The following is an 8,014-nucleotide window of genomic DNA, read 5'->3' on the forward strand; positions in this document are numbered from 1 at the left end:
GCTCTATCTGGTGCGGCAGGCGGCGAGCGTGCGGCTCGACGGTTGGATCGTGGCGATGGGTGTGGGTCTCGGCGTCGCGAGCGCGATGCTCGCGGCGATCGCGCCGGCACTCGAGGCCGCGACCACGCCGCCGGCAACGGCTGCGCGCGAAGGTGCATTCGTGGTGACGCGAGCGCCCTCGCTGCGCAACGCGACGCTGGCGGCGGTCGCGCTGCTCGCACTTGCCGCATTGTCGGCCGGCTGGACGGTCGTCGAGCGACGACCCCTGGGTGGATTTGCGAGCGCGTTCCTGGCGCTCGCCGGCTTTGCGTGCCTGTCGCCCGTCGCGCTCGAACTCGGCATGCGCTCGCTTGCCGGGGCGACGCGTCGGGTGTTCGGAGTGCCGGGGCTGCTGGGCGCCCGCTACCTGCTCGAAACCCGGGTACGCAGCAGCGTGGTGGTGGCCGCGATCCTGGTCGCCGTGGGCATGACGGTCGCGATGAGCGTCATGATCGGGAGCTTTCGGCGCACCGTTGACCAGTGGGTCACCCAGTCGCTGCGCGGCGATCTCTACGTCGAGCCGGTCGGCCATCGCGAGTCCGCCAGCGCCACCGCATTGCCGCTCGACTTGCTGACGAAGCTGCGCGCGCTGCCGGGCGTCGTGGCGATGGACACCTATCGCGGCACGCCGATCGAGGTCGGTGGACGGCTCGCGCAGGCGGCCGGGATCGACTTCGAGGTGCAGCGCGATCACGGCAGCCTCGAGTTCGTGGACGCGGACACGCGGGCGGTGTTCGATCGCGCACTGGCGACCTCGGCGTGCGTGGTGACCGAGAGCTTTGCGCATCGTCATCGGGTCGCGGCCGGAGACTCCGTCACGCTCGACGTTCCGGCGGGGCGCGTGCGACTGGCGATCGCGGGAGTGTTCTACGACTACAGCGTCGACGCGGGCGCGGTGCTGATGGATCGGCGCCTGTTCGCGCGCCTGTGGGGCGTCGATCGGACCGAGAGCCTGGCGCTCTACCTGGCACCGGGCACTGATCCCGAACCGGTGCGGCAGGCGATCTTCGCGGCAGCCGGGCCGTCCACGTTCCTGAGCGCCACGCCGAATCAGGCCCTCAGGGCCCGGGTGCTCGAGGTCTTCGACCAGACGTTTCGCATCACCTGGGCGCTGCAGGCGATCGCGGTGATCGTCTCGGTGCTCGGCGTGGTGGGCTCGCTGACCGCGCTGATCCTGCAACGCGCGCGCGAGATCGGCATTCTGCGTGCCGTCGGTGCGGCGCGCTCGCAGGTGCGAACCATGGTGCTGGTCGAGAGCGGGCTGCTGGGTGCGGTCGGCGCGCTGCTCGGCTGTGCGGCGGGAGTGGTGCTCGCGCTGATCCTGGTGCACGTGATCAACAAGCAGTTCTTCGGCTGGACGGTGCGCTGGTCGCTCGATCCGTGGATCTTCGTGCAGGCCGTGACCCTGATGATCGTGACCTCGACGCTCGCGGGGTTCCTGCCGGCGCGACTGGCCGCCGGACGTCTGGCGCGCGAAGCGCTGAGGATGGAGTGATGCGGCACAAGTCGTTCGTGCTGATGATCGCGGTGTCGGGGAGTCTCGCGTGCGGTGTGCGGGATTCTCCGCCGGGGCGCGCACCGGCCGAGACGCGCGCACACGCCGTGAACTCGCCAGGCACCGCCGCCACGCTGCGCTACGCCGGTGAATATCGCTTCGCCACACCCGGGCGCCGTTACGAGTTTCCGCGCGATCACGCTTCGCACCCCGAGTTCCAGAGTGAGTGGTGGTACTACACCGGCCAGCTCGCGAGTGGCCGCCGCGCATTCGGCTATCAGCTCACGATCTTTCGCGTGGGCCTCGATCGCACGCGTGCGGCCAGCGTCTCGGCCTGGGCCCCGCATACCGTCTACTTCGCGCACCTGGCGGTCACCGACGTCGAGGGCCGTCGCTACGTGAGCGCTCAGCGCGTGAGCCGCCCGGCCCTTGGGCTCGCAGGAGCCGACACCGCACGCTATCGGGCATGGGTCGGTGACTGGACTTCGGAGCTTTCGGCCGACGGAATCGCGCATCGGGTGCGCGCGGCGACCGACTCGTTCGGACTCGATCTCCGGCTCGATCCCTTGAAGCCGCCGGTGATTCACGGTCGCGACGGAGTGAGCCGCAAGGCGGCGGGCGAGGGCCATGCGTCGCACTATGTTTCCATCACGCGGCTGGCCACGCGCGGCCGGCTGTTCGTCGCCGGCGACACGCTGCCGGTGGTCGGCGAGTCGTGGATGGACCACGAGTTCGGCACCAGCCAGCTCGGACCCGATCAGATCGGCTGGGACTGGTTCAGCCTGCAGCTCGACGATGGCCGCGAGCTGATGCTTTACGTGCTGCGCCGCCGCGACGGCTCGATCGAGCCGCTCTCGAGCGGCACACTGGTCGAGCGCGACGGCCGAGTGCGTCACCTCGAGCGCGGCGAGTTTTCAATCGAGACGCTCGCACACTGGGCCAGTCGCCAAAGCGGGGGGCGCTATCCGGCCCGCTGGCGCATCCGGATTCCGGCCCTTGAGCTCGAGCTCGCGGTCGAGCCGCGCCTCGCCGATCAGGAGCTGCGTACACCTGCTCCCATCGCACTCGCGTACTGGGAGGGTGCGGTGCAGCTGCGAGGAACCGCGCAGGGGCGTCGCGTCGGGGGCTTCGGATATGTGGAACTGACCGGCTACGCCGGGCCGCTCCCGGGCTTCTAGCCCGCTAGGGCGCGACGCGTTCGGCCACGATCTCGAGCACCAGCGGCGTGAGCGTGAAAGTCGCCGGATTCGCCGCAGCGCGCCGGTACTCCTCGTGCAAGGCCTCGACGAATGCCGTGTCCACACGTCCCAGTTCGCGCAGGCGCTCCGCACCGGTAAAGATGAACGCCTCAGGCCACGGCCACACCGAGTCGCCCGGCCGGGTACAGAACACCAGCGGAGTGGTGTGGAGCAGCCGGAAGCCGCGGGCGAGCAGCAGCGCGGGCAATTGTTGCGCGATGTCGGGCTCGCCGCCCTGCTCTCGCCAGCTCGCGATCACCTCGCCCACGAAGCGCTCGTGCACCGGGCAGGCGGGCGAGGTGCGCCAGCTGCGGTAGTCCACGTACTCGTGAAAGATCGCGCGGCCGCCGGGCGCGAGCGCTCGCGAGAGATTGTCGATCAGGTGATCGGGGCGCGTCACGAACGCCGCGACCCAGCGACAGAACGAGGCGTCGAAGCCGAGCGGCTCGAAGGTCACCTGATCGAGATCAACTTCGCGCAGCTCGACATTCGAGAGCCCTTCACGCTCGCACGCCGCGCGCGCGTGTGCGAGGAACCGCGCGGAACGCTCGAATCCGATCACGCGACCGCTCGGTCCCACGCGGCGCGCAAGCTCCATCGTCACGAAGCCGGGGCCGGCGCCGACGTCGATCACGCGTGCGCCGGGCCCGATGCCCGCGCGGTCGAAGCCGGCCAGGACGCAGTCGCGCCATACCCGATTCTGAAGTGCGAGGCGGGCGATCTCGGCGTCGTGCGTGCCGAGCACGTAGTCCTGGTCCGGCGGCTGACTCATGCGGGTAACCCTACCGGAATCCGCATCCAGTTGTCGCTACAGGGTCGCTACATGGTCGCTACATGGTCGCCGCATGGTCGCCGCATGGTCGCCGTGCGGGTCCCGGCTTGCCGCCCGCCCGCACCGCCGTTAACCTGCGGTCATGCATTCCTTCCGGCGTTCGTTGCGCAGCGGACTCTGCGTCGCACTGCTCGCCTGGACCGTGATCGGCTGCGCATCGAGCCACTCGGCCGACCCCGCGCCGCCTGCGACGCCCGCGAACACGGAGTCGGTGCCGCCGGCCACCGCGGAGACCGCACTTCCACCTCGCGCCGGTGCTTCCGAGACCGGCGCAGACGGCTACCTGCGCGTGGTCGCCGGTGCGGGCGACTCGGTCGGGGCACTGATCAGCTCGCGAGACAATCGCTACCTTTTCCGTTTCAAGCAGACGCTGCCCGCGAGCAGCCAGTTCAACTTCCAGGACCGCGAACTGTCGTTCTTCTTCCGCCCGACGCTGGAGGCGGTGCACTTCCAGGTCGAGAATCGGCTCAATCGTCCGGTCGTGATCGACTGGGAGCGCAGTGCGTTCCTGCGCGCGACCGGCGGACCCGACAAGATCGCGCACGCCACCACGCGCTGGGACGACCGATTCCGGTCGCAGACCACGACCCAGATCGGTGGATTGCAGCGCTACAGCGACTACGTGTTCCCGATCTCGTCGCTGGTCGATCCGGGTGGACGCGACATTCAGCTGCATCGCGTACTGTTCCCGGAAGACGAACAGGCGGTGCAATTCGTGGATCGCGAGTTCGGCTTCGACCTGGCGGTCGAAATCGACGGGCGCCCGGTCACCTACGCCTTCCGATTCCGGGTCGCGAGCGTCATTCCGCAGTGACCTGCGGGCGCCTGGGTCTCGCCGTGTGTCTCGTGGCGATCCTGATGGCACCCGGGTTCGGACGCGCCGCCGACACCGTCGCGCCACTGCAGCCTCCGCGACTCTCGCGAGATGCCATGGAGGCACTGCTCGGCGGTGACGCCGCGTTTCGCTTCGTCTACGGGACGGCCGACCCATCCGCCGCTCCGGCGTTGCGCAGGCGCGCGCTGCGGATCGCCAGCCGGCTATTCGGCTCCGACAGCACGCGCGTGATCTCGGACCTCGAAGCGACGCGTGAAGACCTCGCGGCGCACTCGGTGTTCCTGATCGGCGGGCCGCGTGAGAATCGCTGGACTGCGCGGCTGGCCCCGGCGCTGCCGGTGGTGTTCGAAGCAGTGGGATTTTGCTTCCAGGGTCGCAGCTACCGGGAGCCGCGCGACGTGCTGCACCTGGTGTATCCGAACCCGCTCGCGCCCGCGCGGTTCCTGTTGCTGCTGGCGGGCAACTCCGCCGAGGCGGTCGGCGACGGTGGCGGCCCGCTGTTCGGCGACGAGGACTGGCGCATCCATCGGGATCGCGAACTGCTGCGCTCCGGTCGCTTTGCCCATACGCCGCGGCCATGGACCTACTCGGCGTCCCTGGATCGCGATCTCCTGTCCGAGCGCCAGCAATTCGCGCGCTCCCTCAAGCGCTACGAAGGTCGTGAGGTGACGGTTCGCTCGGCCGGCGACGCGACGCGCGCGACGCGTGCACTCGCGAGCGCGGAAGCGCTGCTCGCTCGACTCGATGCGGCCGGATTCGGCGCTGCCGCCGAGCGACCGGTCGTGCTGACGCTCTACTCGAGTCTCGAGCACAAGGGCTTGCTCACCCGTGACACGCGACCCGAACACGTCGAGCGCGCGGGGGTGGCGCACGCAGCACTTCCGGCCTCGCGTACCAGCGACGATCTCGAGTCGGTCGCTTCGGCGCGACTGGCGGCGCGAGGTGCTCGCCTCGATTCGCGCTTCTTCCGCGCCGGAGGCATCTGGTGGGCGCGGCGCTTCGAGGGCGAGCCGCTCGCGCAGTCGGTGAGCCGTCTCTACCACGGCCGCGTGTGGCCGCGCGCGTTCGACGCCGCTCGGGTGTCGAAGCGCTGGCGCTCGCCGCTGATCCTCGAACCGGCGCGCGCGGTGTTGCTCGGAGCGCTGCTCGAGGTGGCGGGGCGCCGAGCGCCGCTGGCCTGGAATGCGTGGCTCGCCTCGCCGGCGCCCGGCACGCTCGACAGTCTGGCGCGGCGTGCGGGAGTCTCGGCGGTCGCGCTGGAGAAACGCTACGCGGCGATCTCGGACTCGCTCGCGCGCTCGGGAGTCGCGGCGATGCGGCGCGAGGGGCCGCGTCCGTGGCGTGCCGCGGACGGGTTTCAGCGCGGCGCCTGCCTCGCGCACCGCGTGAGCCTCGAACAGGGCTACGCTTCGCGCGCGTGCGCCGAGGAACTGGGCCGCTTGCGGGGCCTCGGAGTGGACTGGATCTCGCTGACACCGTTCGGCTTCCTGCCCGGCACCGGATCACCGGAGATCTGGCCGAGCGCCGATGCGCGACCCGACGGCGAGAACGACGAGTCGCTGGTCGAGTGCGCGGCACGCGCGCGAGCACTCGGCCTCAAGGTGTGGCTCACGCCGCATCTCTGGACGCGCGGCTGGGTCGGTGAACTGGCGCTCTCCAACGGCGACTGGGCACGGTTCTTCGAAGGCTACCGTGAATTCCTGCTGCACTACGCGATCCTCGCGCAGCGCGAGCGGCTCGAAGGACTGGTGGTGGGGCACGAGCTGGCGAGCAGTTCGAGTGCGTTTCCGGATCGGTGGCGCGGGCTGATCGCCGACGCACGGCGGATCTACACCGGCACGCTCAGCTACGGCGCCAACTGGGGCGACGAAGTGCGAACGCTTCCATTCTGGGATGCGGTCGATGTGATCGGCGTGTCGTTCTACGAGCCGCTCGTCGCTTCACCGACGCGCGATCCGAACACGCTTCGAGAAGGCGCGCGCAAGGCGCTCGCGCGACTGCGTGAAGTGGCCCGCGCGAGTGGCCGCCCCGTGTTGCTGCTGGAGGCCGGCTATCCCTCACTGCCGAACGCGGCGGTGAAGCCTTGGGAGGAGGGACCGGGACCGCCCGATCTCGAGACTCAGCGCGCGTGCTACGAAGCACTCGTTGATGCGCTCGACTCGGAAACCTGGGTGGCCGGCGTCTACGTGTGGAAGTGGTTCAGCTCCGCTCGCGCTTCGGGGGCCGGCGATCCATCGTTCTCGCCGCGCGGCAAGCCGGCCGAGCGCGTGATCGCGCGCGCCTTCGCCGCCTGGCAGGGCCGCCCGGTCAGCGTGCCGCGGCCGAACGCCCCTCGATCACGGTGAGTCCACTGGCGCGCACGCGGCCGCGCTTCACGAGCGCGTCGACGCCCGCCGCGGCGTAGATCGCAATCAGCGGTTGCACGGGCACCCGCACGCGCAGGGCACCCCAGTAGAGGGTCGCGAGCAGTGTGAAGTAGATCAATGGTCCGAGTGCTGAGAGTTGAAACCAGCGCCGCGGGCCGCGCACCGTGAACGCGAGGCCGATCACCGCGCACGCGAACAATGGAAGCGACCACAGCAACAGCGGATCGGCGAACCGCAGGCGCGCGAGCCACGCTCCGCCGCCTGACCAGTCCCGGGCCCCGCCCTCGCGCGTGACGCGCCACATGCGGGACACCTTCGCAACCGCCATGGCAGGCCATCGCGACGCGTTCGCGCGCAGATACTCGATCGCGAATCCGCTCGCGAGCCGATCCACTTCAGGCTCGCTGCGGCCGCGAAACGCGCGGCTCCATGGCTCGCGCTGATAAACGGTCACCGCGTTTCCACGCTGCGCGGGGTCGTCCCACACCAGCGGGTTGTTGCTGTCGAGCAGCGCGCGTCCTTGCCCGGTCGTGATCAGCACGAAGGCGCGCAGCTCGATCGCGTTGCGAAGCGTCCACGGCCCGACCACCACCGCCAGTCCGAGCGCCATCAACGCCAGCTGCCGGATCCGAGCGGCCCGCGTCAGCGCCAGACCGAGCGGGACCCACGCCCAGAGTGCGAGTGCGGCGGGAAGCAGCAGTGCGGTGGGGCGCGAGAGACTGGCAAGTCCCCACAGGAGCCCGACGCCGACCGCACGTCCGCTGCGCGGCGTCTTGACCCACGCGACGCTCGCGAGCATTGCGAGCGCCAGGGTGGCCGAGAACGTGGTCTCGGTGAGGAGGTAGCCGCTGAAGAAGATCAGCAGGGGATCCAGAGTCACGATCCAGCCCGTCAGGCGCGCCACGCTCGAGCCGTAGAGCGCAGCCGCGAGGCGGCCGATCAGCAGCGGCACCAGGGCACCGATCGCACACTGCACCAGCAGCGCAAGGAACGGATCGTGTCCCGCGACGCGATAGATCTGGCTGATCCAAAACGGCACCAGCGGTGGAACGAATGCAGTCGGCCAGGTGGCGCCATCGGACCCGAGCGAAAAACCCAGGCCTCGCGCGAGATTCCAGGCCACCTGGTCGTAGGTTGCCGGATCGGAACTGGGGACCGGATGCCGGCCGTTGGTCGCAGCATGAAGGCGGCGCGCAGCAGGAACCCGAT

Annotated in this window: 6 protein-coding genes; 4 read left to right on the forward strand and 2 right to left on the reverse strand. The window is 70.0% G+C overall.

Annotated elements, in window-relative coordinates:
• Together HOP12_04075 and HOP12_04080 are read left to right on the forward strand one after the other, a co-directional pair.
• The coding region (locus HOP12_04075; GenBank protein NOT33330.1) for an ABC transporter permease at nucleotides 1–1,534 on the forward strand (1,534 nt) is incomplete at its 5' end.
• Nucleotides 1,534–2,712, forward strand: coding sequence for a carotenoid 1,2-hydratase (locus HOP12_04080; GenBank protein NOT33331.1), 1,179 nt, complete (start codon nucleotides 1,534–1,536; stop codon nucleotides 2,710–2,712). The genes HOP12_04075 and HOP12_04080, both read left to right, overlap by 1 nt.
• Before the next feature lie 4 nt (nucleotides 2,713–2,716).
• Here the strand turns inward: HOP12_04080 and HOP12_04085 are convergent, their stop codons facing one another.
• On the reverse strand, nucleotides 2,717–3,544 hold the full coding sequence (locus tag HOP12_04085) for a methyltransferase domain-containing protein (GenBank protein ID NOT33332.1): 828 nt from the start codon (nucleotides 3,542–3,544) through the stop codon (nucleotides 2,717–2,719).
• 142 nt (nucleotides 3,545–3,686) lie between these two features.
• On the opposite strand from HOP12_04085, the gene HOP12_04090 reads away from it, so the two are divergent.
• Entirely contained in the window at nucleotides 3,687–4,418 is a 732-nt protein-coding gene (locus HOP12_04090; GenBank protein NOT33333.1) for a hypothetical protein, read from the forward strand.
• Nucleotides 4,415–6,784: a hypothetical protein gene (locus HOP12_04095; GenBank protein ID NOT33334.1), complete on the forward strand. Its 2,370-nt coding sequence runs from the start codon at nucleotides 4,415–4,417 to the stop codon at nucleotides 6,782–6,784. Before HOP12_04090 ends, HOP12_04095 begins: the two co-directional genes overlap by 4 nt.
• Here the strand turns inward: HOP12_04095 and HOP12_04100 are convergent.
• The coding region (locus tag HOP12_04100; protein ID NOT33335.1) for a hypothetical protein at nucleotides 6,747–8,014 on the reverse strand (1,268 nt) is incomplete at its 5' end. The two genes, HOP12_04095 and HOP12_04100, sit on opposite strands and share 38 nt — an antisense overlap.

It is taken from the genome of Candidatus Eisenbacteria bacterium (assembly GCA_013140805.1).
Lineage (GTDB): Bacteria > Eisenbacteria > RBG-16-71-46 > RBG-16-71-46 > RBG-16-71-46 > JABFRW01.